The organism is Acinetobacter sp. BEC1-S18-ESBL-01 (assembly GCF_014169935.1).
Lineage (GTDB): Bacteria > Pseudomonadota > Gammaproteobacteria > Pseudomonadales > Moraxellaceae > Acinetobacter > Acinetobacter pittii.
Window position 1 is genome coordinate 187,792 of record NZ_AP022302.1, and the last position, 24,348, is coordinate 212,139.

At 40.2% G+C, this 24,348-nt stretch carries 20 protein-coding genes; 12 read left to right on the forward strand and 8 right to left on the reverse strand.

Features of this window, described 5'->3' with window-relative positions:
• The first annotated feature begins 192 nt into the window (after positions 1-192).
• The 4 genes from guaB (at position 193) to recJ (ending at position 5,514) form a co-directional block, all read left to right on the forward strand.
• A complete protein-coding gene (gene guaB / locus H7R46_RS00865; protein WP_002121951.1) occupies positions 193-1,659 on the forward strand; it encodes an IMP dehydrogenase in 1,467 nt (488 codons plus the stop codon).
• Positions 1,660-1,808: 149 nt separating this feature from the next.
• Positions 1,809-3,146: a phosphoglucosamine mutase gene (gene glmM / locus H7R46_RS00870; RefSeq protein ID WP_002121981.1), complete on the forward strand. Its 1,338-nt coding sequence runs from the start codon at positions 1,809-1,811 to the stop codon at positions 3,144-3,146.
• A gap of 10 nt (positions 3,147-3,156) precedes the next feature.
• Positions 3,157-3,813, forward strand: coding sequence for a pyridoxamine 5'-phosphate oxidase (gene pdxH / locus H7R46_RS00875; RefSeq protein ID WP_002121930.1), 657 nt, complete (start codon positions 3,157-3,159; stop codon positions 3,811-3,813).
• Positions 3,814-5,514, forward strand: a complete 1,701-nt coding sequence (recJ, locus tag H7R46_RS00880; RefSeq protein WP_005066825.1) for a single-stranded-DNA-specific exonuclease RecJ — start codon at positions 3,814-3,816, stop codon at positions 5,512-5,514.
• Between the two features lie 45 nt (positions 5,515-5,559).
• Here recJ and H7R46_RS00885 read toward each other — a convergent pair whose 3' ends face one another.
• Entirely contained in the window at positions 5,560-6,327 is a 768-nt protein-coding gene (locus H7R46_RS00885; protein ID WP_002121889.1) for a putative porin, read from the reverse strand.
• A 392-nt stretch (positions 6,328-6,719) separates the two neighbouring features.
• Here H7R46_RS00885 and prfB point away from each other — a divergent pair.
• From prfB to H7R46_RS00910, 5 genes are all read left to right on the forward strand, one after another.
• Positions 6,720-7,815 (forward strand): peptide chain release factor 2 gene (prfB, locus tag H7R46_RS00890; protein WP_099475557.1). Its coding sequence is split into 2 segments (ribosomal slippage): positions 6,720-6,791 and positions 6,793-7,815, totalling 1,095 coding nucleotides; the frame shifts between segments, so codons are not numbered across the junction.
• 221 nt (positions 7,816-8,036) lie between these two features.
• Positions 8,037-8,339: an ArsR/SmtB family transcription factor gene (locus H7R46_RS00895; RefSeq protein ID WP_002121891.1), complete on the forward strand. Its 303-nt coding sequence runs from the start codon at positions 8,037-8,039 to the stop codon at positions 8,337-8,339.
• Between the two features lie 28 nt (positions 8,340-8,367).
• The gene (locus tag H7R46_RS00900; RefSeq protein WP_005066827.1) at positions 8,368-9,426 is read left to right on the forward strand and encodes an alkene reductase; all 1,059 of its coding nucleotides are present in this window, start codon (positions 8,368-8,370) and stop codon (positions 9,424-9,426) included.
• Positions 9,427-9,582: 156 nt separating this feature from the next.
• Positions 9,583-10,875, forward strand: coding sequence for a 3-deoxy-D-manno-octulosonic acid transferase (locus H7R46_RS00905; RefSeq protein WP_005066829.1), 1,293 nt, complete (start codon positions 9,583-9,585; stop codon positions 10,873-10,875).
• Positions 10,872-11,579, forward strand: coding sequence for a 16S rRNA (uracil(1498)-N(3))-methyltransferase (locus H7R46_RS00910; protein WP_005066833.1), 708 nt, complete (start codon positions 10,872-10,874; stop codon positions 11,577-11,579). The genes H7R46_RS00905 and H7R46_RS00910 overlap by 4 nt, the downstream gene beginning before the upstream one ends.
• Here H7R46_RS00910 and H7R46_RS00915 read toward each other — a convergent pair.
• Together H7R46_RS00915 and H7R46_RS00920 are read right to left on the reverse strand one after the other, a co-directional pair.
• On the reverse strand, positions 11,559-12,539 hold the full coding sequence (locus H7R46_RS00915) for a mechanosensitive ion channel family protein (protein ID WP_005066835.1): 981 nt from the start codon (positions 12,537-12,539) through the stop codon (positions 11,559-11,561). The two genes, H7R46_RS00910 and H7R46_RS00915, sit on opposite strands and share 21 nt — an antisense overlap.
• A 113-nt stretch (positions 12,540-12,652) precedes the next feature.
• Positions 12,653-13,228 (reverse strand): DUF805 domain-containing protein, encoded by a 576-nt coding sequence (locus tag H7R46_RS00920; RefSeq protein ID WP_005066837.1) that lies wholly within the window; start codon positions 13,226-13,228, stop codon positions 12,653-12,655.
• A 294-nt stretch (positions 13,229-13,522) separates the two neighbouring features.
• On the opposite strand from H7R46_RS00920, the gene acs reads away from it, so the two are divergent.
• The gene (acs, locus tag H7R46_RS00925; protein WP_005066839.1) at positions 13,523-15,472 is read left to right on the forward strand and encodes an acetate--CoA ligase; all 1,950 of its coding nucleotides are present in this window, start codon (positions 13,523-13,525) and stop codon (positions 15,470-15,472) included.
• A 41-nt stretch (positions 15,473-15,513) separates the two neighbouring features.
• Here acs and H7R46_RS00930 read toward each other — a convergent pair whose 3' ends face one another.
• The gene (locus H7R46_RS00930; RefSeq protein WP_005066841.1) at positions 15,514-16,056 is read right to left on the reverse strand and encodes a cysteine hydrolase family protein; all 543 of its coding nucleotides are present in this window, start codon (positions 16,054-16,056) and stop codon (positions 15,514-15,516) included.
• Between the two features lie 105 nt (positions 16,057-16,161).
• Between H7R46_RS00930 and H7R46_RS00935 the strand changes: the two genes are divergently transcribed.
• Positions 16,162-16,575, forward strand: a complete 414-nt coding sequence (locus H7R46_RS00935) for an Lrp/AsnC family transcriptional regulator (RefSeq protein ID WP_005066843.1) — start codon at positions 16,162-16,164, stop codon at positions 16,573-16,575.
• Between the two features lie 93 nt (positions 16,576-16,668).
• Here the strand turns inward: H7R46_RS00935 and sfnG are convergent, their stop codons facing one another.
• Complete coding sequence (gene sfnG, locus H7R46_RS00940; RefSeq protein ID WP_005066846.1) at positions 16,669-17,781, reverse strand: dimethylsulfone monooxygenase SfnG; 1,113 nt, start codon at positions 17,779-17,781, stop codon at positions 16,669-16,671.
• Between the two features lie 44 nt (positions 17,782-17,825).
• Positions 17,826-18,563, reverse strand: coding sequence for an FMN reductase (msuE, locus tag H7R46_RS00945; RefSeq protein ID WP_005066848.1), 738 nt, complete (start codon positions 18,561-18,563; stop codon positions 17,826-17,828).
• A gap of 376 nt (positions 18,564-18,939) precedes the next feature.
• On the opposite strand from msuE, the gene H7R46_RS00950 reads away from it, so the two are divergent.
• Positions 18,940-19,590, forward strand: coding sequence for a response regulator (locus tag H7R46_RS00950; RefSeq protein WP_002122041.1), 651 nt, complete (start codon positions 18,940-18,942; stop codon positions 19,588-19,590).
• A gap of 42 nt (positions 19,591-19,632) precedes the next feature.
• Here the strand turns inward: H7R46_RS00950 and H7R46_RS00955 are convergent, their stop codons facing one another.
• Positions 19,633-20,400, reverse strand: a complete 768-nt coding sequence (locus H7R46_RS00955; protein ID WP_005066850.1) for a hypothetical protein — start codon at positions 20,398-20,400, stop codon at positions 19,633-19,635.
• 389 nt (positions 20,401-20,789) lie between these two features.
• A complete protein-coding gene (locus H7R46_RS00960) occupies positions 20,790-24,287 on the reverse strand; it encodes a PAS domain-containing hybrid sensor histidine kinase/response regulator (RefSeq protein ID WP_182924236.1) in 3,498 nt (1,165 codons plus the stop codon).
• Positions 24,288-24,348 lie beyond the last annotated feature (61 nt).

The following is a 24,348-nucleotide window of genomic DNA, read 5'->3' on the forward strand; positions in this document are numbered from 1 at the left end:
ATTATGTCTAATGATCAACCCAGATAAAATTCTGGGTTGCAAAAACCTCGATTAAAAAATAACGTTAAAACTATAATAAGTGGGAATTATTTGGAGAAGCTCTATATCTATTGCTGAAAAAGGCAAAGATAATATGAAAATTGCATTGAAATTTGTTTATAATAGCTCACGGAATTTACCAGTGAGATTGTTATGCTGACCATCGTTCAAGAAGCGCTAACCTTCGATGATGTCTTATTACTTCCTGCCTACTCTACTGTTCTCCCAAAAGATGTCTCTTTAAAGACACGTTTAACTCGCGGCATTCATTTAAATATTCCATTAGTTTCAGCTGCAATGGATACAGTGACTGAGTCACGTATGGCGATTGCTATGTCACAAAATGGTGGTATCGGGATTTTGCACAAAAACATGGATATTGCTGCTCAAGCTGCAGAAGTACGCCGTGTGAAAAAATTCGAAGCGGGTATGGTGAAAGATCCAATCACTGTAACGCCTGAAACTACAGTACGTGAACTGATTGCAATTACCAGCGCTAATAACATTAGCGGTGTACCTGTTGTTAAAGACGGCAAGGTTGTTGGTATTGTGACAGGCCGTGATACGCGTTTTGAAACCAATTTAGAACAACCTGTTAGCAACATCATGACAGGCCAAGATCGTTTAGTAACTGTACGTGAAGGCGAGTCTAAAGAAAATATTCAAGCATTATTGCAAAAACACCGTATTGAAAAAGTCTTGGTCGTTGGTGAGAGCAACGAACTTAAAGGCTTAATTACAGTAACGGACTTCCGCAAAGCTGAGAGCTATCCAAACAGTTGTAAAGATGATCTTGGTCGTTTACGTGTGGGTGCTGCGGTAGGTACAGGTGCTGATACACCAAGTCGTGTGGAAGCATTGGTTGAAGCCGGTGTTGACGTAATTGTTGTTGATACAGCACATGGTCACTCTGCTGGTGTAATTGAACGTGTACGTTGGGTGAAACAAAACTTCCCTCAAGTACAAGTGATTGGTGGCAACATCGCAACTGGTGATGCTGCATTAGCATTATTAGATGCAGGTGCAGATGCTGTAAAAGTAGGTATTGGCCCTGGTTCTATCTGTACAACACGTATTGTGGCAGGTATTGGTATGCCACAAATTTCTGCGATTGACAGCGTTGCTAGCGCACTAAAAGATCAAATTCCTTTAATTGCAGATGGTGGTATCCGCTTCTCTGGTGATATGGCAAAAGCGATCGGTGCGGGTGCAAGTACGATCATGGTTGGTTCATTACTTGCAGGTACTGAAGAAGCGCCGGGCGAAGTTGAGTTTTTCCAAGGTCGTTACTACAAAGCATATCGTGGTATGGGTTCATTAGGTGCAATGGCGGGAGCAACTGGTTCTGCTGACCGTTATTTCCAAGATTCAAAAGCAGGTGCTGAGAAGTTAGTACCAGAAGGAATCGAAGGCCGTGTTCCTTATAAAGGCCCAATGGGTAACATCGTTCATCAAATGATGGGTGGTTTACGTTCTTCGATGGGTTATACAGGTTCAGCTGTGATTGAAGATCTTCGCCAAAATGCGAAATTTGTGAAAATTACTTCAGCAGGCATGTCTGAGTCACATGTTCATGATGTAACGATTACTAAAGAAGCTCCGAACTATCGTGTTGGTTAGATTTTCGTAACCAAAACAATGAAGAAAGCCGTCATTACACTGACGGCTTTTTGTTTTTGGTGTAAAGTGAATCTGACGAAAAGAGATATGGCGGAATTGCCATATATGCAGTAAGCCACGGCTGAAGTGGCGTAAAAATGAGATAAGCTATGAGTTATTTTGGAACGGATGGTATTCGTGGAAAATTTGGGCAAATGCCTATTACTCCAGAGTTTGCTTTAAAACTCGGTTTTGCTGCAGGGAAGGTATTAAAACGAACGAGTCCAAAAAATAAGCCACTTGTTGTATTAGGAAAAGACACTCGTTTATCTGGTTATATTTTAGAGTCTGCTTTGCAGGCGGGGTTAAACGCTGCTGGCGTATATGTTCATTTGCTTGGCCCATTACCAACCCCAGCAATTGCGCACCTTACTCGTGCTTTACATGCGCATGCAGGTATCGTGATTTCTGCATCACATAACCCATATTTTGATAATGGTATTAAATTTTTCTCAAGCGAAGGTAAAAAACTACCAGATGCGCTACAAGAAGAAATTAACCTCGAATTAGAAAAAGATTTATATATTGATGACACAGCAAACTTAGGTAAAAGTGTTCGTGTAAAAGATGCAAATGGTCGTTACATTGAATTCTGTAAATCTACTTTTCCTTACCATTTTGATTTAAGTAATTTAACAATTGTGGTGGATTGTGCTCATGGTGCAGCGTATAGCGTTGGTCCTTCGGTTTTCCGTGAGTTAGGTGCAAAAGTTGTTGCTTTATATAATGAGCCGGATGGTTTAAATATTAATGAAGGTTGTGGTTCAACACATCCTGAGAACCTACAAAAAGCTGTAGTTGAGCACGAAGCAGATTTAGGGATTGCCTTTGATGGTGATGCTGACCGTGTCGTGATGGTCGATAAGTTTGGTAACTTGATTGATGGCGATCATATTTTATATATCTTGGCGACTCAGGCTCAGAAAAAACCAGCAGGCGTTGTTGGTACTGTCATGAGTAACATGGCACTCGAAATTGCACTTGAAAAAGCGAATGTTGGTTTTGTTCGTGCTAAGGTTGGCGACCGATATGTATTACAAGCTTTAGAAGAAAATGGTTGGGTTACTGGTGGGGAACCATCTGGTCATATTCTAACTTTAGACAAGAGTACGACAGGTGATGCGATTATTGCAGCACTTCAAGTTTTAACCGTGATGGTCGAGCAAAATAAAGCTCTTCATGAGTTGGTTCAAGACTTTAAATTATTCCCGCAAATTCTTGTGAATGTACGTTTAGAACAAATGCTTGATCCGTATTCTATTCCTACATTGGTTGCCGAGTTTGATAAAGCAGAAGCACAGCTCAAAGGACATGGACGAATCTTAATTCGTAAGTCAGGAACAGAGCCTGTAATTCGTGTTATGGTCGAAGGTGATGATGAGCAAGAAGTGAATGCTTTAGCTCAGCATTTAGCAGATTCAGTTCGTTCACAAGCACAAGTCGCATAAGGTGCATGACATGAGTGATGTCATTAAAGATTTAAGTGAATTACGCTTAAGCTACGAGCAAGGAGAATTGCATGAGGGGCAAGTTGAATCTAATCCTCATCAGCAGTTTCTTGGTTGGTTTAACCATGCTCTAGCAGCCAATTTGCATGAACCCTATGCAATGTCATTAGCGACAGCAAGCGCGAATGGCAGACCTCATGTTCGAACAGTTTTGTTACGTGGGGCTACAGAAGCTGGGTATGATTTTTATACTAATTACGACAGTCAAAAAGGTATCGATTTGGCAGAAAATCCATATGCCGAATTATTATTTTACTGGCCAAGTCTAGAGCGTCAGGTGCGAGTTGGTGGTCGTGTAGTCAAAATTGCTGAGCAAGAGTCTACAGATTACTATCGTAAACGACCACGTGATAGCCAAATTGCAGCGCATATCAGTACTCCGCAAAGTGGTAAGATTGAAAGCCGAGAGCTGTTACAGCAACGTTTTCAAGACTTACAACAGCAAGTTACAAGTCGTGAAGTACTTGATAAGCCAGAGTTCTGGGGAGGCTATCGTCTGCAACCAGATTATTATGAATTCTGGCAGGGAAGACCAAATCGTTTACATGACCGCTTGAGTTATGAAAAAATCGACGGTCAATGGACGCTGCACCGACTGATGCCTTAAATGACAAAAATACAAATCAAACAAAGACCTTTATTAACACGCCCTGAACAGTTTCAGGGCGTGCCTCCGTTTATTGCCGAAATTTTGGCAAGGCGTGGGGTACAATCTGAACAGGAATTAGAGTTAAAGCTTAAGAATTTATTAGCTCCACAGCTCAAGGGATTAGAAACTGCTGTGGCATTAATAGATCAAGCTATTGATGAGCAGAAAAAAATTGTTATTGTCGGTGATTATGATGCCGATGGTGCAACCAGTACAGCTTTAATGGTATTGGTGCTTCGCGATATGGGGGCACAAGTCGACTATTTGGTTCCAGACCGATTTAAATACGGTTATGGGCTTACCCCCGCAATTGCAGAGCTTGCACATCAAACTTATCAACCCGATTTATTAATTACTGTCGATAATGGGATTTCCAGCCATGCTGGTGTTGATGCGGCACATGCACTGGGCATGCAAGTGGTTATTACAGATCACCATTTAACCACTAAAGAAACACCGCTTGCAGAAGCAGTTGTAAATCCAAATCAGTTAGGTTGTGAGTTCCCAAGTAAGGCGCTTGCAGGTGTTGGAGTTGCATTTTATGTACTGGCCAATTTAGCAAGTTTACGTAACAAGCAAAACAAAAGTACAAGTAAAGTCACTCAATATCTAGACTTGGTTGCTTTGGGAACGTATGCGGATGTTGCTGTGTTAGATTATAACAATCGTATTTTGGTCGATGCAGGCGTAAAACGTATTCAACAACATCAATGCCGAGTCGGAATATTGGCGTTGCTAGATATTGCTGGCCGTGAGGCTTCATCTTTGCGTGCACAAGATTTAGGTTTTGTTTTAGGTCCGCGTATTAACGCTGCTGGACGCATGGAGAGCATGCGTATAGGCATTGAATGTTTATTAGCTGACACTATGGAATCTGCCTATCCAATCGCGAGACAGTTAAATCAATTAAATATAGAGCGCCGTCAAATCGAAGGGGAGATGAAGCAACAAGCCTTGTCTGCTTTAGATAGCTTGCAGCTCTCAAAGGAAGACGTTCCTCAAGCTCTTATACTCTTCGAAGAAAACTGGCATCAAGGTGTGATTGGGATTGTTGCAGGGCGTTTAAAAGAGCAGTTTCATCGTCCCACTATTGTGTTTGCACCTGATGAAGATGGTATTCATATAAAAGGGTCTGCACGTTCAATTGATGGGGTGCATATTCGAGATACGATTGAACAGGTTGCTGAACAACATCCAGAATTGGTGAGCCATTTTGGTGGGCATGCAGCAGCAGCAGGTTTAACCATACGTAAAGAAAACTTCGAAGCTTTTAAAACAGCATTTACCAATTGCATTGCAGCAATGGAAGAATCTTTGTTTCAAGCAACGCTATGGACGGATGGAGAACTCCCTGCTTCGGCTTTGCAACTAAATACATTAGATTGGATAGAACAGTTGGGGCCTTGGGGACAAAAATTCCCTTTTCCTCAGTTTGAGGGGCATTTTAAAGTTGTTGATTATCGCTGGCTTAAAGAAACGCATTTGAAGCTTAAATTAGCACTCGACCAATACAGTTTTGATGCAATTGCTTTTAATGCAGCAGGCCGTTTTGAATTTGACCCAATGCGGGATTATGTACATTTGGTCTATGAAATAGATCGTAATGCATTTAATGGCAATGTGAATTTACAATTACGCATCATACATTTAAACCAATAAAAAAATCCGCTCAATTGAGCGGATTTTTTATGACTTTAGGATTGATTAGAAGCGGTATGCTGCACGAACACCATAAGTGTTGTCGTTATCACCAAATCCAACACGGCCTTCAACACTTACTTGCTGATTTAAGAATTTTTTAGCATTAATACCAAATTCATCTTTATCAGTTAAGTCGTTGTTGTAGTAATCAGCACCAACACTTAAAGTTTTGTCGATGTAGTAGTCACCACGAACTTTATATTCGTCTAGGTCACCAAACGCACCGAACGCTTCAAGGTTTACGTCATGTTGGCCTACTTGAGTTACGTATTTAGCACGAACTGTTGGATCAGCTCCGTCTTTACCGTCTTTTTCGTCGTAGCCTTTAACACCTAGAGCAAGTAATAAACCTGGAGCTGGTAAATAACCTACTTCGGCTGCATAAGTAGTTACTTTTTGGTCGTAATTAGTGTTATCAATTTCACGCTCATTTCGACCTACATCACCGCTAAGGTAGAAATCTGAGTTAGGAACGTAATATTCAACACCTACGCCATACTGAGTATCTTTTGTACCGCTGTTATCGCCATAGTTGATAAGGGCGTTAACGTTACTTGCACGGCTTAAGAAAGCTGCTTCAGCAAGTGGAGCGTTACGAGTTTGAACAGGATTAAAGTAATAAGTCCCGTCAACACCGAATTTACTTACGCTGCTACCGTTGTCTGGATCAAGATAATTGTAAGAACCACCAACTTCAGCTTGGTAAGCGTTTGCTGCGCCACTCACTGCGAGTGCAGATAAAAGAGCTGATGCAATTGCTAGTTTTTTCATGGAATCTCTCCCCTCTAAAAAGCGATTTTATAAATGTTTTGTTACAACTTTTAGTCTAGACGAAAAAGCTTAGTCGTCAATCTTGCGCAAGTAACCGTACTGTAACCGTGTGATATTTATGTAAATCAATTTAATTTAACAAATTGATTTTAAAGTATAAAAACATAATGTTTTATTTTATTAAAATTGAGGATATTTTGTGTAGATCATAAAAAATGCTGTAAAAGTACCCAATTTTGTATGAGGATGTTACCAATTAATCTTAAATTGAACTGAAGAAAATTTATAAATTAAATTGATGAAATATGATGAGAAATACAAAGCGGGTTCGTAGATAACCGCAGCTATGCTAAAATAATTGACTGTTTATCTGCTCTTATGGGAACACTCGCGTGGAAATTAATCCTTATCTAAACCAATTGAAAGACTTAACTGATCGTAGCCAAACACTACGGGGGTATCTTTGACTACGATCTGAAAAAAGAACGTTTAGAAGAAGTTTTACGTGAGTTAGAAGACCCTGCGATCTGGAATGATCAAAGCCGCGCTCAGGCGATGGCGAAAGAAAAAGGTGAATTAGAAAACGTTATTAATGTATTGGATGGCTTATCTACACAGCTTGAAGATGCAAAAGCGATGTTAGATTTGGCTGTAGAGGCCGACGATGAAAGCCTGCTTGAAGATGTTCAGTCTGAGCTTGGTGCTGCCGAAGATGAACTGGCTAAACTTGAATTCCGTCGTATGTTTAGCAACCCAATGGACCCGAATCCTTGCTATGTCGAGATTCAATCAGGTTCAGGTGGTACGGAAGCACAAGATTGGGCATCTATGCTTTTACGCATGTATATGCGCTGGATTGAACGTCATGGTTTTAAAGCAGAACTTATGGAAGTATCTGACGGTGACGTAGCTGGTATTAAATCAGCAACTATACGTGTGGAAGGTGAATATGCCTACGGTTGGTTACGCACAGAGTCAGGTGTACACCGTTTAGTTCGTAAATCACCATTTGACAGTGGCAACCGTCGTCACACTTCATTCTCTGCGGTATTTATTTCACCAGAAGTTGATGACAATATTGAAATTGATATTAACCCTTCTGATGTTCGTACCGATACTTACCGTGCGTCTGGTGCAGGTGGTCAGCATATTAACAAAACCGACTCGGCTGTACGTTTGACTCACATCCCAACAGGTATTGTGGTGGCATGTCAGAACCAGCGTTCGCAACACGCTAACCGTGACCACGCATGGAAACAGTTACGTGCACGTTTGTATGAATTGGAAATGCAAAAACGTAATGAAGCAGCTCAAGCTCTAGAAGACTCGAAGTCTGATATTGGTTGGGGAAGCCAAATTCGTTCATATGTATTAGATGATTCTCGTATTAAAGATTTACGTACTGGTGTTGAAAACTCTAATACAGGTGCTGTTCTTGATGGTGACCTTGATCGTTTTATCGAAGCGAGTTTAAAACAAGGTTTATAAGAGTCTGCTGAACTTTTAGTTTAAATACAGTTCATCTATGAATATGTAGAACTCTTGGATTTTTAGCGATTAAAACGGCAAAGCAGTTCAGTTTTTGAATATTAATCGAAAAAATACGATATGAATATCGAAAAAAATAGATATGAATATCGAAAAAATGCGATATTATATTTTCGAAATGCTGAACAAAGCTTTGTTCGTTTAAAAGACGTGTTGAGCCTATGGATATTGATGCAATTAGCAAAGCCCTTTCCAATCCGCTCCGTCGGCAGATTTTGCAATGGTTGAAAGAACCTGCGCATTATTTACCGGTGGAAGAGTGTGGTGGTAGTTTTGAGAAGGGTGTTTGCGCAGGTCATATTGAACGTTTGGGTAAAGTAGCTCAGTCTACGATGTCTAATCATTTGTCTGTGTTACAACAGGCGGGGCTTATTCAGGTCCAAAAATATGGTCAATGGTCTTATTTTTCACGTAACGAAGCTTTGATTCAGCAATATATCGAACATTTAAAACAAACACTTTAAATTATTAAAAGTGTAAGTCGAGGCGATTATGGCTGAACTCAATACTCCTTTAACGGTTGGTGATTTTGAAATCAAAAATCGATTGGTAATGGCTCCATTAACGCGTGCGCGTAGTGGTGAAAGCCGAGTGCCTAATGATTTAATGGTTGAATACTATCAACAACGTGCAAATGCTGGTCTAATTTTGACCGAAGCAACAGTAATTGGTTCAAAAACTGTGGGTTACGCAGACACCCCAGGGTTATGGTCACAAGAGCAGGCACAAGCTTGGAATAAAATTATTGAGGCAGTTCATGCTCAAGGTTCAAAAATTGTAGCTCAACTTTGGCATGTAGGCCGTATTTCGCATCCTGAACTTTTAGATGGTGAGATTCCTGTTGCACCAAGTGCAATTCAACCTGCGGGTGAAGTGAGTTTATTACGTCCTAAACGTCCGTATGTAACACCGCGTGCACTTTCAATTGAAGAGATTCAAGAAGTTATTGCTCAATACAAACATTCAGCAGAACTGGCTAAAGCAGCAGGTTTTGATGGTGTTGAATTACACGCAGCAAATGGTTATTTAATTGACCAGTTCCTTCAAAGTAATACCAACCAACGTGATGACGAATACGGTGGTCCTGTTGAGAACCGTGCACGTTTATTATTAGAAGTCGTTGATGCATTTATTGAAGTGTGGGGCGCTGGTCGAGTAGGTGTACATATTGCACCGCGTGGTGATTCACACGATATGGGAGATGAAAACCCTTTAGCAACGTTTGGTTATGTAGTTGAAGAACTTAACCAACGTAATGTTGCTTTCATTTTCTCTCGTGAATATGAAGCTGCTGATAGTATTAGTCCTAAACTTCGCGAAAAATTTAATGGTGTATGGATTGCCAATGAGAACCTAACACCAGAGTCAGCAAAACGTATCTTGCGTGAAGGTCAGGCAGATGCTGTATCTTTTGGTAAGGCATATATTGCTAACCCAGATCTTTTACAGCGTTTAGAAAAAGACTTGCCATTAAATGAACTTCAACCAACGACTTTATATGCGAAAGGTGCTGAAGGTTATACAGACTATCCAACGCTGGAAGCTTCGTAATTTTTTGAACAGATGATTTACTGACCTCTTTAATTTATGGGCTCAGTAAATCGCTTTTCTTGTAATGGTAGAGTTTAGGTATCGAAACTCTGCCATTTTTTCTATCTATGTTATATTTTCCCCAGTTTTAAACTTTGACTATTTGAGGCAAACCGCTTGGCGACCCCTTTTTGGTACAACACCGCACTCCATTTATTAAAACCTTTTTACCAATGGCGGATAAAAAGACGTGCAGAAAGCCAGGAGTTATATAATCAGGAATGTCTTGAAAGATTTGGGCCGTTTGAGCCTCCGAAAAATGTAAGAGCAATTTGGTTCCACGCTGTTTCGGTTGGAGAAACCAATGCTGCGCAGCCTTTAATCGAGCATTATCTTAAACTCGGTCAACCTGTATTAGTTACTAATACAACAAAGACGGGGCAGGCGCGTGCCAAATCATTATTTTTAAAAGCACCTTATTTAGATCTATTTCAAGCAGTTTATTTGCCTGTTGATCAAAAGCATCTTTTAAAACAATTTTTTGAGTTATATCAGCCAAAGCTTTTAGCATTGGTTGAGACTGAGCTTTGGCCAAATTTAATTGATCAAGCCAAGCTACAGCAGGTTCCTTGTTTATTATTAAATGCGCGATTATCAGAAAAATCAGCAAAAGGTTATAGCCGCGTTTCAGGGCTAACAGCAGGAATGCTGAAACAAATTGACTGGGTGCTGGCACAAGATAATGCGACTCGACAACGTTATGTAGAACTTGGTTTAGATCAACAAAAAAGTCAGGTAGTTGGAAATATTAAGTTTGATATCCATGCACCTGAGGCTTTTATAAATCAGGCTGAGCAATTACAACAACAATGGTATTTGGGGCAGCGTAAAGTCCTAACAATTGCCAGTACACATGCGCCAGAAGAACAACAAATTTTGCAGGCACTTGCACCTTATCTAAAGACAGATCCAGATTTAGTTTGTATTGTCGTGCCTCGACATCCTGAACGTTTTGATGAAGTATTTGAAATTTGCCAAAACCTAGATTTAATTACTCATCGTAGAAGTATGAATCATAGTATTCACGCCAGTACACAGGTTTATCTGGCGGATAGTATGGGTGAGCTTTGGCTATGGTATGCCTTAAGTCAGGTGTGTTTTGTGGGGGGATCACTTAATGAACCAGGTGGTGGGCATAATATTTTAGAGCCTATGGTTTTAAATGTACCGACCGTAATTGGACCTCGTTACTTTAATTTCCAAACCATTGTTGATGAATTTATTGATGAAAATGGTGTGCTCATTGCCCAAGATGCTGAGCAAGTCGTAGCAATCTGGATGGCATGTTTAGCCGAACCTGAAGAAGCAAAGCAGGTGGTTGAGCAGGCGCATAAAGTTTTGCAGCGTAACCAAGGTTCATTACAAAAACATATTGGTGTAATTAACCGGTATTTGGTCGAAAAACCATGAATATCGTTTTACTAGAACCTGACGATGTTCAGTCAGAGTTATGGTCAATCCGTTCAAAACGCCAATTGCAGCATTTACGTGAACATCTTGATATTACGGTGGGCCAAAATCTAAAAGTTGGTGTTCGTAATGGTGCACGCTATACCACTGAAATTGTTTCGATGAATGAGCAAGAAGTTTGTATACGGCCTATCACTGAAGAAGTTGTACCTGCAAAACTTCCAGTACATTTAATCGTAGCGTTACCAAGACCCAAAGTTTTACGCCGTTTAATTATGGATAGTGTGACTCTAGGTGTTGAAAGAATTAGTTTGATTCATAGTTATCGGGTAGATAAAAGCTATTGGCAAACTCCATTTTTGCAACAACTTGATAACTATGTGACTTTAGGGCTTGAGCAAGCAGGCGACACCATTGTTCCTGAAATTCAATTATATAAACGCTTTAAACCTTTTGTTGAAGATGTTTTACCAAACTTAATTTCAAAGGAAAGTCCCGCCTATGTGGCTCATCCGTATGCCGAGCAGAGCATGCCAGTTAATATTCCGCATGCGTGCAGTGTAGTCGTTGGACCCGAAGGCGGTTTTATTCCCTATGAAATTGATTTGCTCACAAAAAACGGCTGCCAAGCTGTGAGCTTAGGCAACCGTATTTTAAGAACTGAAACGTCTATTTCTTATATTTTAGGTCGTCTGTTTAGTTGATGCTTCAGGGTTTAAAAGCGGCTGGTTTGCGGCCATTTTTAATTCCTGAATTGGGTAAGGAATATTAATTCCGTTCTCATTAAAAGCTTGTTTTACTTGAGCTTGAATAGTGCTTGTAGATGAGGACATATCAGTTTCAGTAGTATCAACCCACCAACGTACAGTCAGGTTAACCGAGAAATCTGCCAAAGCTGTAACATTAACCGAGAAAGCTGGCTGACTGAGTACATTTCGGTCATTATTAAGAATATCTAAAATAATCTGTTTAGCTTTTTGTTCATCGTCGTCATATCCAATTCCGACTACAAACTCACAACGTCGTTGCTGATAAGCCGTATTTACAGTTAAAGCACTCGTATAAACAGTGGCATTTGGAATAACAATGCGACGGCCATCTGGCGAGCGTAAGAATGTTGCACGAATTTGGATATCTTCAACAGTTCCTTCAAGTGAATTGACCACGATTGAATCGCCAATACGGAAGGGTTCGCTCAATAAAATCAAAATACCTGAAAGCAAGTTTTGGAAAATATCTTTAAATGCGAAACCAATTGCGACCGAACCGATCCCTAACGCGCTCATAAGTTGTCCTGGGGTAAAACCCGGGATCATGATAACAAGTGCAATTAAGAATCCAAAAAATAAAATTGTCGTACTTCCTACACGGTTTAGAACCAACACTAGGTTTTGGCGCGTATAAGAACGATTTTCTAAGGTTTTACGAACAAAGAACTTAAATAATTTGGTGAGTAGCCAAAAAATAATAAAAACGATAATCGCAATACAAATATAAGGCACACGTTCCCAGAAGCTATCCACGATTTTATCAATGGTGGTATAGGCATCATGATACTTTTCGGTATGGGCTAAAACCGTTTGAGTGGTTTTAGTACCTGCTTCTTGCAAAAGTTCGCCTGTATTTTTTGCAACATCCGTTAAGGATTTTTGTTCATCAGCCACAGCAAGTCTCTATTTTAAAAAATTATGAAAGCGATGATCGGCCTTCATTATAGTAGGAGATAAAATGTGCGCCTACTATAATGAGTTCATCTGAATAATAAAGTGTTTTTTAATTAAAAGTATTCCGTTCCTTTTTGTAAGATTTGTGACGGGGTTTGAATAGTATCGGTACCAGAGAAGTAGTAAAAAAAGCCTGCGGTAGAAATAAGGCTAATTAAAATAGCGAATAAAATAAACCAAGCCATTAACTTTTCTATGAACGTTGATGGTCGAGATGGACCATATTGATTTGGACCTGCTGTACCTGAGGCAAGTAGTAAATAAATCATAAAAAAGAACTGAACAACTGGAATGAATAGTAGTAATCCCATCCAACCACTTTTATTTAGATCATGCAAACGTCGCACGACGAGAACAATATTTAAATAAATCAGGAATAGCCAAAAAGCCCATACCACCAAAGCACTGAGGCCAGAAAGAGAGCTATAAAACTCAAAATTAAATAAATTACTTGAAAGCTGAAAACTTCCAAGAAAGGAGGCCAGAATAAAATAACCCACGATTGTGACTAAATAAATCAGTCCATATCCACCTAAATAACTCATACGGTTAAAGCGCCCATGAATTGAAAAAGGGCTATCTTTTAAAGGCAGCTGTGGTGGGCGTGAGGAAGTTGTTTGGGCAAACATATTATTTTATTCCTAGGTTGCATATGAGAGACAAAATAATCTTTGTTGATGATCAAAACCATCAAATATTGAAAAAATTATAAAAGTAAAAGCTATAGACAAATGTTTTAAATCAACTTAATTTTATAAAAATGTTCATAATTTCGTATGCTTGAGTGTGTGGTTAATATATGACCAAAGTCGCATTGTCTAGGCTTTGAAAGAGTCATCATACTGCAAAGGCATGCAAATAAGATCCAGTAAAATAATAGCCACAGTCTCGAGATGGGATGCACAAGATCAAGGAAGTTGCGTATGAATGAGATCTATCCAGTACCAGAGGAATTTAAAAAAACAGCTCGTACTGTTGAAGCAGACTACTTTAAACGTTATCAACACTCTATCGAGAACCCAGATGAATTCTGGGCAGAGCAAGCTAAAATTGTCGATTGGATAAAGCCATTTACCCAAGTTAAAAATACCAGTTTTGACAAAGACAATTTCAAAATTGAATGGTTTGCTGATGGTGAGTTGAACGTGTCAGCAAACTGCCTAGACAGGCATCTTAAAGAACATCCACATAAACCTGCAATTATTTGGGAAGGGGACCATCCTTCTCGTCATAAAATCGTTTCTTATAAAGAATTACACGATGAAGTCTGCCGTTTTGCCAACGTTTTAAAGAAATATGGCATTGGTAAAGGTGACCGCGTTGTACTGTATATGCCAATGGTGACAGAAGCTGCAATTGCCATGTTAGCTTGTGCCCGTATTGGTGCTGTTCACTGTGTGGTATTTGGTGGGTTCTCGCCAGATTCTTTAGCAAGTCGTATTGAAGACAGCCAAGCTAAACTGGTGATTACCGCAGACTCAAGTCTACGTGCCGGAAAACTATTACCACTCAAAGAAAATGTCGATTTGGCTTTAGCATTGCCGGGTACTGAGTGTGTTGAAAATGTGATTGTGGTTTACCGTAATGCAAACCCGATTGAAATGAAGCCTGGTCGTGATTTGTGGTATCACCTCATTATTATGGAGGTTGATGCAAACTGTCCTCCAGAGCCGATGAAGGCAGAAGACCCTTTATTTATTCTTTATACATCGGGCTCGACAGGTAAACCGAAAGGTGTTTTACATACCACAGGCGGTTACTTAGTTTATGTAACCAGTACCTTTAAAGAGGTCTTCGATTTAAAACAAGATGATGTGTATTGGTGTACAGCCGATATCGGTTGGATTACAGGGCATAGTTATTTGATTTATGGGCCGCTGGCAAATGGTACGACCACCTTAATGTTTGAAGGTGTACCTCAATATCCAACATGGGCACGTCTTGGTCATGTGGTCGATAAACATAAAGTTTCTATTTTATATACAGCACCAACCGCAATTCGCGCCATGATGCGAGAAGGTGATTCGTTTGTACGTGAAAGTAACCGTAGCAGCCTGCGTTTACTCGGTTCGGTCGGTGAACCTATTAACCCTGAGGCTTGGAACTGGTATTACAACGTTGTTGGTGAAGGTCGCTGCCCGATTGTTGATACATGGTGGCAAACCGAAACAGGCGGTATTTTGATTGCTCCATTGCCGGGGGCAACAGCCTTAAAACCGGGTTCAGCAACACGTCCATTATTTGGGATTCAACCCGCCATTGTGGATGGTGAAGGTAATGAGCTAGAAGGTGCGGTTGAAGGTAACCTTGTGATTAAAGATTCATGGCCGGGCCAGATGCGTACCATTTGGGGTGACCCAGACCGCTTTATTGAGGCGTATTTCTCAACCTTCAAAAATACTTATTTTACAGGTGATGGCGCCCGCCGTGATGAAGATGATTATTACTGGATTACAGGCCGTGTTGACGATGTCTTAAACGTTTCAGGCCACCGTCTAGGTACGGCTGAAATTGAAAGTGCTCTTGTTTCGCATGAATCGGTGGCAGAAGCAGCCGTGGTGGGTATGCCGCATGATATTAAAGGGCAGGGTATTTGTACTTTCGTGACCTTACAAGCAGGAGTTCCAGAGTCAGAAGAACTGCGTAAAGAGTTAATTAACTGGGTACGTAAAGTACTGGGGCCAGTAGCTTCGCCAGATGCCCTGCACTGGGCGCCAGCATTACCAAAAACCCGTTCGGGTAAAATCATGCGCCGTATTTTAAGAAAAATTGCGGCAAATGAGCTGGATAGTTTAGGTGATACTTCTACCTTGGCTGAACCTGCTGTGGTAGATCAGTTAATTACAACGGTTTATCCTGATAAGCAGAACTAATTTAAAAAAAGCCCCATCTGGGGCTTTTTTATTGCTTTCTACTAAGAGCTTGCTAAAAAGTCAGCAGTATTTTGTACATTTGCAAACGTACTTAGCGCAGTTAAAAAAGCAGTTTGTACGTCTTCAGCTTTTACAGTTTTTCCGTCATGGCTTAAATCGCGAGTTGCGGTTGCATCTGCAATTAAGATAGGTCGATAGCCAAGTTCTTTGGCTGCACGAGTCCCTGAATCAATACACATATGAGTCATCATGCCTGTAATCACGAGTTGTTCAATTTGATGCGCTTTTAAAAGTTCATCTAAATTGGTTTCTAAAAAACTGTTTGGATAATGCTTTGTTACGATTAATGAATCACTGCCAGCACTAAGTTCAGGATGAAGTAAAACTCCATCTGTATTTTCTTTAAAGAAACTCGCTTGTGGAGGGTTAATATGCTGCACATAAATAATGGGTAAATTTTTCTCGTTAAAATATTGTTCAAGTTGCTTTATTTTATCGAGTGCTTGATCTGGTCCAACCAATTCCATTTTGCCATTTTTAAAATAATCATTTTGTACATCGATAATTAATAGTGCTTGTTTCATGGGGTCACTCTTGTTGATATGAGATAAAACAAGATTATTCTCTGCTTGAAAAATCGGCTATAGTCCTATGAAAGCATTAACGCTAGTTTTCTTTCGCCATGAAAAATGAATATTGAATTAGACCCGATTGATCTAAAAATTATTGCATTGCTTAAACAAGATTCTCGTCTGACAAATAAAGAAATTGGGCAGCGTGTCCATCGAACAGGGCAGGCGGTGGGCGCTCGAATTGCTCAGTTAATGGATGCTGGTGTTATCAAAAACTACACCATTGCCGTGCAATATTCGCATAAGCAATTTATTCATTTGCATTTAAATGAACAACGCGCATTTGAAGAAATTGAAAATTTAGTGAAGCAATACGAGCAAATCGATGAATGCTTTAAAGTCATGGGCAATGCTTGCTATATGATTGTCAGCCATTTTGAACCCGCTGCCTTAAATGAATTTATCGAAAAACTTTCAAAATGGTGCCGTTACTCAGTTGAAACTGTGATTCGAGAAGTCGAGAAATCTTAAAAAATAAAGGCTCCAAGCCGAGTCTTGGAGCCAATAAATTCTTTATTTTTAATTTATTGTTTTTATTATCTTGCGCTGTTTTAACTGGGGTGTTTAGGCTGATTTAGCTTGGATTTCTACCTCCTTTTCCTGTTGAAGTTCTAACTGACGAACGAGCGGCAGAACTTTTTCTCCGAAATATTCCACCTCTTCAATAAAGTGTAAAAATCCGGAAAGAATCAAATCAACACCTATATTTTTGAGTGCCACAATACGCTCTGCAATTTGCTGCGGCGTACCAATTAAATTGGTTTTAAAGCCATCGTTGTATTGCACTAAGTCTTCAAAACTTGATTTTGCCCAGTTACCTTGTTGCTCTGGTGAAGCAGCACCTGCTTCACGTGTAGCATCTCCAAATGCATTTACCGCTTCAATATTGGCTTGATCAATAATTTCTTGAAGTACTGCTTTTGCTTCTTCTTCGGTATCTCGGGCAATAATGAAAGCATTTACCCCAATTTTGACATGATGGTTATTGGCTTTTGCTTTAGTACGAATATCTTCGACTTGTTTTTGAATTTCTTCCACAGTATTACCGTTGGTGAAATACCAATCAGATACACGTGAAGCCATGTCACGTGCGGCACGTGAACTGCCACCTTGAAAGACTTCGATATAAGGCTTTTGCAAAGGTTTTGGTTTAAGTGTGTAGTTTTGGAACTGGTAGTATTTACCATTGAAACTATAGTTGTCGGTGGTCCAGATTCCTTTTAGAGTGCGAATAAATTCTTCAGAGCGAACATAACGTTCATCATGCTCAGGCCACTCTTCACCAATGGCATCAAACTCGCCTCTGAACCAACCACTCACTACGTTAATCGCAATACGGCCTTGAGTTAAATAATCAATCGTTGCAAGTTGTTTAGCGGCAAGTGCCGGTTTCCAAGGGCCGGGCAGAATAGCCGCGATGACCTTTAATTTTTCAGTTTTTGCTAGTAATGCATGACTGAAACTTACCGATTCATGTTGGTTTTCTGCCCCGTACCCAGCCGTAAAACGAATTTGGGTGAGCGCATATTCAAAACCATTGTTTTCGGCAGCCTGTGCAAGTCGAACATTGTAGTCATAACTCCAGTCTGTACGCTGTTCGATGTTACTCACTACAAGGCCACCGCTTACGTTTGGTACCCAATAAGCAAATTTAATTGGTTGTTGTAATTGCGTCATGGTTCGCTCTCCCCATTCGTTCTTTTTATTTAGCTATATTGCGCTTAGGCAACATGCGTTAATGATTTGCCAGACTTGTGATGCAAACGAGATTCTGCCGCATCAAGGTCTGGTACAGCTGCTGAAGGTAATACTTCTTCTTGCTCAATTTGCTTGTTAATACCAAGCTCTTGATTTGCTTGCTGTGATTTAGATTTAACCACTTCAGCACGTTTACCTTTCGCTGGCGCCCATTCTAAAATTGGTAATGCGCGTGCCACTGCTAACGTAATACGATCTGATAACTGCTCGCTTTTTACCGTATATTCAGGAGTAAAGTCACGATCGGTCGCATATACGCCAATTGGTAAAGTTTGTGCTTGGAAGAAACTGAATAATGGACGTAGTTGATGTTCAAGTACGAGTGCATGACGATCACTACCGCCCGATGCTGCTAAAAGTACTGGTACATCGACCAACGCAGTTTGTTCAACAAAATCGAAGAAATGTTTGAAAAGACCTGTAAAAGAAGCACGGTAAACGGGTGTACCTACAATTAAAGCATCTGCTGCTTCAACTGCTGCAAGGTCATCTTGTACGCGTTGTGGAAGTTGGTTGCGATAAAATGCGCCGCCTAATAAAGGCCCGATTTCGCTTAATTTAATAAAGTGAACTTTAATATCGATTGCTTCTGATAATTCATCAAGAATGGCTTGAACCAGACTTTCCGTTTTAGATGGGGTATTTAAGCCACCAGAAACAGCAACGATATTTAAAGGTTTTGGTGATGTGATACCAGTCATAATTTGGTTCCTAAGCCTAAAACAAGAGATTGGACTTATTAATCAACAACGACGGTAAACTGTAAAATAACGAAATTGGTCAACCTTATCAGTTTTAAATATAAAAGATAAATAGTAGATTTTTATACTTTGTTTTTCTATTAAGTTGCTGTTTTTGTTTTATATAATTATAGGTGATATATTTTTTATAATAAAAAGGAAGCTTATATAAAAAACAGATTAATTTTGATTAAAAGTTAAAAAACATCTGAAAATCTTGGCTAAGTTCTGCATTTATCAACATTTTGCATAAAAATGGATAAGATGAACGTATCTTTCATCTAAATAGTAGGGTTACAATAGGCCATACTTATGCTCAAGATTACTTTAATCGCTTATGAATATTTTAATCGTTGATGATCATCCTTTGTTTCGTCATGCTTTAATTCAAGCAGTACGTTATAGCCTGCCACAGGCACAAATTCATGAAACAGCCTCGGTTGATGAGTTTTATGAGCGTTTGGAAAATGGGGCAGAACCTGATCTAGTATTACTCGATTTAAATTTACCGGGTGCTTCAGGCTTTTCGGCTCTGGTTTATGTAAGAGCACAGTATCCATCTATTCCGATTATTGTGGTTTCTGCACATGAAGAAACTTCAATCATTCAGCGTGCAATCGCTCATGGCGCTATGGGTTATATTCCTAAGTCGGCTCATCCAAGTCATATTGGCGAAGCGATTCGTCAAGTCTTAGAAGGTGATATCTGGTTACCACCTAATTTGCCATCTAATCTTAACCTTGACCCAAGAGCAGCAGATGAAACTGCTTTAGCTGAACGTATTCAATCTCTAACACCTCAGCAATTCCGTGTTTTGATGATGGTTGCGGAAGGTTTGTTAAATAAGCAGATTGCATACGAGCTAGATGTTTCAGAAGCAACGATTAAAGCTCACGTAACGGCTATCTTTAGAAAATTAGGTGTGCAAAACCGTACACAAGCCGTATTGGCAATTAGTGCACTCAATATTGAAGATAAGAAAATTTAAAAGAAAAAAGACCTCGATCGAGGTCTTTTTTATGTGTGCCACTTAAGCAAGGCAATCTTGCTTTGGTGTTAGGCTGTCGCAGTACAAAGGGTTAAGCGCACATTGCAAATCATCAATTTGTTCTTGAGTCACGTAGCCTTTCATTTTTAAATATTCAGCCACCCGGTCATCACGTAGGCTTAAGAATGCTGCGTCATAAACGCCTAAATCTACAAAAAGTGCAGCTGTTTCTAGGCTATTGAAGCGATCAAGGAAAATGTCATTGCCGTACATTAAGAAGATATGGTCGAGTTTTGCTTTTTCATCAACATGGAGTCGTTCAGCAAGTTGATCTGGATGCGTTTTAATAAAGAGTAAATCCGATAATTCATCAAATTGAGTCATATCTAACTGATTCTCGCCGAGTTTGACATGACCAAGCCAAGCTTTGAAAACGAGTACAGCACCGCCACGGAGTAGCATGCTCCAGATTTGATGACGTGTGTCATGATCAAGATTTTCACTTTCAGCGCTAAGAACTTTTAAGAAATTTTCTTCTTGTTGTGCCAATTTATCAAATAAACCTAAACCTTGCGGATGATAAGCCGCAGGTGCAAATACATCAAAATTTAGATCATGAAATACATTAAGTGCCAGCGGGACTGCACACTGATAAATCGTATTTAATGCTTTGATGTGGGCCTCATTCAGTTTGCTGTGGGGGAAAATACTTTGCCAATCTAGTTCAGGAAGTAAAGCATTGGCACTGTATTGACGATAAAACTGTTGAGACGAAAGTTGGCCTTGCGGGCTGTTATCAGAAATATTCATGGCAATTGTCCTTTGCATTAATTCGTGAGCAGGGGTACTTAATATGGAAATGGGTTATAAAAATAGCTGTACATAGAATAAATTGGTTTTGAATATTTATGTGTCATGAAGAATGCAAGTAGAATACGACTAAAGTCGTATATGGTTATTTTTGGCTAATTATAATTTTAAAAAACAGTAATTTATGAAATTGTAACTAAGTGTACAAGTGTTCACTTACAAAAAAGGTGAGCTTTGCCATAGAAAAAGGACTATTGGAAAGTTTGGCCAATTATTTAATCAACAAAAGTAGACTTTTTGAGCAGTTCTGCCTATTGGCTTAAATTAGTCCAATAATTTTTGCCAAAAATCTCTCCCAAACTTATTAAAAGGTTTGGGAGAGAAAATATTTAATCTACCTCACTGGCAATTTTAAGTCCCGATAACCATGCTCTTAGAGAGGCTGGCTTAAGCGGTTTTTTGAGTAAAACAATATTCAGTTCTTTCAATTGTTGAGGTAACTCAGGATGAGAGTCAGCAGTAATTAAAGCAACAGGAACATCATGTTGACGATTTTGCAAAATAAAATCGACACCGAGTTGGTTGTTATTTAAATGCTGATCGATAAGCCAGACTTGAATATTCTCTTTTTGAATAATTTCAAGTGCTTGTTCAGGTTCAGTGGCTTTAAAAACCTCATAACCCCATCGACCTAATAAGCTGCTCATACCCTCAAGAATGGTTTCATCATTGTCTAAACATAAAATCCGATAGGCTTTGGTTTTTAAAGGTACTGCCTGTACGGTTGGGGTTATCACTTTTGGAGCTTCTATCACCGGAACCTCAATCATAAAGCAGGAGCCTTTATCGAGTTGCGAATAGACATGGACTGGATAATTCAACAAACCAGTCATACGCTGCACAATAGCAAGACCCAAACCTAAGCCTTGCTCGCCCCAAGGCGATAAATGCCCACAGCGTTCGAATTCTTGAAATAGTTTAATACGTTGCTCTTCGGCAATTCCGGGACCTGTATCCCAAACACCAATTCGAATATGACCAGGTTTTTGAGCCGAACGTAATACACCGACAATCACTCGGCCTTTGGCTGTATATCGCAAAGCATTACTTACAAAGTTTTGGATAATACGTCGTATCCACTGTGGATCTGTGTCAATCCAGAACGATACATCGTGAACTTTGAGTGAAATATTTCGCTGAGCAGCAATCGATTTGAACTGGAGTTCAAGATCGCTTAATAAATCGTGCAGAGGATAAGGCTGTCTTTTGGGTTGTATGGTGCCACCTTCCAAACGCGCAATATCGAGTAGGGCAGAGAGCATACTTTCTGCGCCATACAGAGCGCGGTCAAGTTGCTGTAGAGTTTGACGGTCTTCTTCGGTCGCAATGCTTTGTTCAAGAACTGTACTAAACAGACGAGCAGCATGCATAGGTTGTAATAAGTCATGACTGGCCGCTGCAATAAATCGGCTTTTTGACATATTGGCCATATCGGCTTGTTCGCGTGCAAGCTGTTGCTCAGTTAAAGCATCGGCAAGTTGTTGGGTTCGGTCTTTTACGCGGGCTTCGAGTATTGCCTCATTCGCACGGAAAGCAGTAATGTCAGCGAACGTAGTCACAAAGCCCCCACCTGAAATAGGATTACCACGCATTTGAATAACGCGTCCGTCTTTACGGATTCGTTCAAATTCATGCGCACTTCCGACTTTCATCCAGTGCAAACGTTTGCGGACGTGTTCTTCGACTGAACCGGGGCCACATTCGCCACGTTCAGCGTTATAACGAATCAGATCGGCAATTGGACAACCCACATAGACTAAATCTTTAGGGTAGCCAAATAGTTTTAAATATTGGTTATTCCAAGCCACCAAACACATGTTTTTATCAACCACACTTACCCCTTGGGTCATGTGGTCAATCATGGTCATCAGCAAGTTTTGATTAAAACGTTGCCATTGCGAGGCTTGGTCTAAAATATTGGCGACTTGGCCTAATGCCAAACCATTGTTAATCATTGCTGTAGTGAGCAACGTACGTGCAGAGGCTGCGCCGATAATTCCAGCTAGATATTGTTCAGTGAACCGCCACCACATGCCATTGGCGATACTATTTGGGTTGAGCGTGAGATGATTTTGTTCACAAAAGTTCTCGAACGCTTGTGTTGTGGGTTGCTCACCTGTAATTCTTTTAGCAAGAGCGAACAAATCGCCTACTTTTAAACGTGCAGCATCGTGCGGTAAATAAGTTAAGTCGGTAGAAGTGTGCGGTGATGGCAGGGGCTTAGTTTCATAGTAGAAAAAGCTTTCTGCCTGAATTTGTTCTGCCACACTTGGGCGGTAAAGTTTAGAAATCCAAATATATAAAACAATATTTAAACCGAGTGACCAAATAACGCCGTGTGTAAGTGGAGCAAATGATTCAAAGCCAAAAAGTGATTCTGGACGTAATGCATTAATTCCAAAAGGGCCAAAAAGCAAAATACTCTGGGCTGTTTCTTGATAGGCTTCCGGCAAACTACGTAAGATGGTTGGAAATAGTAATGTGTAACTCCACATTAAAAAGCCAACAATAAGACCTGCATAAACGCCTTGGCGACTTCCACCTCGCCAATACAATCCTCCAATTAGTGCAGGAGCGAATTGAGCAACCGCACTAAATGCCAATAAACCAAATACTGAAAGCTGGTTAATATCATTAAAGAAATGGAAGAATAAAAAGCCAAGTAACATCACCGCGACAATACTAATACGACGGCTGAATTTAAGAACTTTAGGTAAATGTTTATCGTGACGTGATAGCAGCTTAAAACGCCATAGTGCGGGCATAATCAAGTCGTTACTGAGCATGATAGATAATGCAACTGATGACACCAGTAACATGCCTGTTGAGGCAGAGAACCCACCTAAAAAGGCCAGTAGGGCTAACCATTCTTGGTTATAACTCAATGGTAATGAGAGTACTGCCACATCAGGCACAGTTAGGAATTTTGGCGCTGCATGCAAAGCCCAGCTTGCAATCGGGATAATAGCTAAAATCGTTAAAATGAGATAAGCCGCAAACCATTTACGTGCACCGCGAATGTGCTTTTCATCGCGTAATTCGACAACAGCCACATGAAACTGACGGGGTAAACAGATAATTGCCAGACCTGCCAATAATGTCTGAATCCAGAAAGTTTCAGGCACCCCAAATAACTGAACTTCTTGAAAGGTTTGGTTTACGTCGGCTGAGACTTGTACTAAGTTCGCGGGTGCTTCAAAAATAAAAAATAAAGCGACACAGATTAGGGCGAATAATTTTACAAAAGATTCAAATGCCACCGCTAACATGAGGCCACCATGCTGCTCAGTGTTTGCAATCTGCCTTGTACCGAAGATCATGGCTAAAATCGCAAGGACACTAGTTAAAAGCAAAACGCTATTGGTGGTCGTATGAATATGAGCATTTTGCTCCAATATGACTGATGTACTTAAGGCAATTGCGCGTAACTGTAGGGCAAGGTAGGGAATAATCGCAATAACTGCCAAGATCGTAACCAACGATGCCAATACGCCGCTTTTGCCATAACGTGCAGCAACAAAGTCAGCAATTGAGGAAATCGCGTGGTGTTGACGTACTCGCCCTAAACGTCGCCAGATATCGTAACCAAACCAGACAAATAACAGCGGACCTAAATAAATAGGTAAGAAAATGACGCCTTCTCGGACGGCAGCTCCGGTTGCACCATAAAATGTCCAAGATGAACAGTAAACACCTAAGGTCAAACTAAACAAGAACATGCGGCCACGTGTACTCAGGCGACTAGCATGCTTCTCGCCAAAAAAAGCACAAATGAATAAGAGTGCTATATAAAGAGTGAGTACCCCAATAATCAGCCAGCTGTTCATATGACCTACATGATTAAAACCTTGCGCCTATCATACCGCAAGCAGAAACAAAGCTATAAAT

Bases quoted from the DNA above. Each gene is read 5' to 3' on its own strand.
- guaB (WP_002121951.1), top strand. From the start codon at position 193: ATGCTGACCATCGTTCAAGAAGCGCTAACCTTCGATGATGTCTTATTA.
- glmM (WP_002121981.1), top strand. From the start codon at position 1,809: ATGAGTTATTTTGGAACGGATGGTATTCGTGGAAAATTTGGGCAAATG.
- pdxH (WP_002121930.1), top strand. From the start codon at position 3,157: ATGAGTGATGTCATTAAAGATTTAAGTGAATTACGCTTAAGCTACGAG.
- recJ (WP_005066825.1), top strand. From the start codon at position 3,814: ATGACAAAAATACAAATCAAACAAAGACCTTTATTAACACGCCCTGAA.
- H7R46_RS00885 (WP_002121889.1), bottom strand. From the start codon at position 6,327: ATGAAAAAACTAGCAATTGCATCAGCTCTTTTATCTGCACTCGCAGTG.
- H7R46_RS00895 (WP_002121891.1), top strand. From the start codon at position 8,037: ATGGATATTGATGCAATTAGCAAAGCCCTTTCCAATCCGCTCCGTCGG.
- H7R46_RS00900 (WP_005066827.1), top strand. From the start codon at position 8,368: ATGGCTGAACTCAATACTCCTTTAACGGTTGGTGATTTTGAAATCAAA.
- H7R46_RS00910 (WP_005066833.1), top strand. From the start codon at position 10,872: ATGAATATCGTTTTACTAGAACCTGACGATGTTCAGTCAGAGTTATGG.
- H7R46_RS00920 (WP_005066837.1), bottom strand. From the start codon at position 13,228: ATGTTTGCCCAAACAACTTCCTCACGCCCACCACAGCTGCCTTTAAAA.
- acs (WP_005066839.1), top strand. From the start codon at position 13,523: ATGAATGAGATCTATCCAGTACCAGAGGAATTTAAAAAAACAGCTCGT.
- H7R46_RS00930 (WP_005066841.1), bottom strand. From the start codon at position 16,056: ATGAAACAAGCACTATTAATTATCGATGTACAAAATGATTATTTTAAA.
- H7R46_RS00935 (WP_005066843.1), top strand. From the start codon at position 16,162: ATGAATATTGAATTAGACCCGATTGATCTAAAAATTATTGCATTGCTT.
- sfnG (WP_005066846.1), bottom strand. From the start codon at position 17,781: ATGACGCAATTACAACAACCAATTAAATTTGCTTATTGGGTACCAAAC.
- msuE (WP_005066848.1), bottom strand. From the start codon at position 18,563: ATGACTGGTATCACATCACCAAAACCTTTAAATATCGTTGCTGTTTCT.
- H7R46_RS00950 (WP_002122041.1), top strand. From the start codon at position 18,940: ATGAATATTTTAATCGTTGATGATCATCCTTTGTTTCGTCATGCTTTA.
- H7R46_RS00955 (WP_005066850.1), bottom strand. From the start codon at position 20,400: ATGAATATTTCTGATAACAGCCCGCAAGGCCAACTTTCGTCTCAACAG.
- H7R46_RS00960 (WP_182924236.1), bottom strand. From the start codon at position 24,287: ATGAACAGCTGGCTGATTATTGGGGTACTCACTCTTTATATAGCACTC.